Source organism: Moorena sp. SIO4E2, assembly GCF_010671945.1.
GTDB classification, from domain to species: Bacteria; Cyanobacteriota; Cyanobacteriia; order Cyanobacteriales; family Coleofasciculaceae; genus Moorena; species Moorena producens.
On record NZ_JAAHIE010001110.1, the window covers coordinates 1 to 1701 of the forward strand.

Consider the following 1701-nt stretch of genomic DNA (forward strand, 5'->3'; position numbering starts at 1 on the left):
GAGTGAGCTTCCAGTAACTTTTTCTCTGAATCCAGTAGGGTTTCTACTAATTTAGATACTGGCTGTTGAGGCACTTGATTATTGGGAATCTCTGGAATCGATACCGTTGATTCAGGGCTAAAGTCTGGGGCGTTTTCCTTCACCCCAAAACTACTCGCCTCATAAGCGGTTTTTAAGGCTAGTTCCAACCCAGTTGGGTTTGTATCGGTAGTTGAAGTAATGCCTACTTTCTGGTCTTGATTCCAAACCCGTACAGTTACACCAGAGCGATTAGATGCCTCAACCTGTTTTGGCTCACCCTGGTCTACTTGAACACCAGCTTCATCCACTGCAGAGCCATAAATATCGAATTTTTCAATTCCCAGGCGTTTTGCGATCGCAATCGCCGAATCAGCTATCTCATTAATCTTGGTCATCTTATCTTTAGATTGTGAATGTTTGATTAACAAAAAAAAAAGAGGCATGATATCAAATCCGGTTAATCACGTCGGATGTAAGCATTCAGCTATCAGCATTCAGCTATCAGCTAATGCGCTACGCGCACGCTACTTGAGGTGCTATTAGCTGAATGCTTACGATTAGTCTTTAACCGGAGATGATCGGATAACACTAGTCCCAAAGCCTGGCTGCTGGGGTAACTTACCGTCCACCAACGGTAATCGAATCTACCTTGATATGAGGCTGACCGACGGTGACATAAACACTGCCGCTAATGGAACCACAGAAACCAGCGGCTAATCCTAAGTCTTTGGAACACATGGAAATTTTATTCATAATTTCCTTAGCTTCCCCAATCAGAATTGCCCCTTTCAGCGGTTTAGTGACTTTGCCATTTTCAATCAAATAGGCTTCATCGACACCAAAGTTAAATTCCCCAGTAGCACCAACACTACCACCGCCCATCCGCTTGCAGTAAATGCCTTTATCGATAGAACCAAATAAATCCTCTACCTCGTAATCACCAGGGGCGATGTAGGTATTGCGCATCCGTGAAGCAGCAGCATAGGCATAATTCTGACGGCGTCCACTACCTGTTCTGGGGTGTCCAGTCAGCTGAGACCCTGCCCGGTCGGCGATAAAATTCTTCAGTATGCCATTTTCAATCAACAGAGTTCTTTGGGCTGGCATGCCCTCATCATCCATATCAATAGTTCCAAAGGCATTGTCAGATAACCCTTCATCCCAAGCGGTAAGGCTTTCGTTAGCAATCTTCTCGCCTTTTTTGTCAGCAAACGGAGTAGTTTTCCGCTCAATCTGGGTCGTTTCCAACAGGTGTCCACAGGCTTCATGGAAAATTACCCCACCAAAGGAATTGGCCATGATAATGGGGTAAGTACCAGACTCTACGTAATCCGCATAGAGCATCTTACCAGCGGATTCAGCAACTTCCTCGGCAGTACCATTATAATCCCAGGCTCTTAGAAACTCTGGGTTACCGGTACTACCAGCACGCTTGCCAATCGAAGAGCGATGGTCGCCATCAGCACATAGTAGGTTATATCCCACAGACTGAGTTAAACGAATATCTCTGGCAAAGGTACCATCACTAGCTGCCACCAGAACTTCCTGCCAATCCCGGAAATAAACAGCCCGTCGGGATTGGACATGGCTAGCCTTGCGCTGGAGTGCCCCATTGGCATCCAGGAGTACTTCTCCCATTTCTGCCATCGAACTGCAACCGGATAGCCAAGTGTCTTTGCC

Annotated in this window: 2 protein-coding genes; both read right to left on the reverse strand. The window is 46.4% G+C overall.

Annotated features, from left to right (window positions below; genetic code table 11):
* The coding region (locus F6K37_RS41195; protein ID WP_287257056.1) for a PmbA/TldA family metallopeptidase at nt 1–416 on the reverse strand (416 nt) is incomplete at its 3' end.
* Between the two features lie 223 nt (nt 417–639).
* Nucleotides 640–1701: TldD/PmbA family protein (locus F6K37_RS41200; RefSeq protein ID WP_287257057.1), on the reverse strand; the 1062-nt coding region annotated here is incomplete at its 5' end.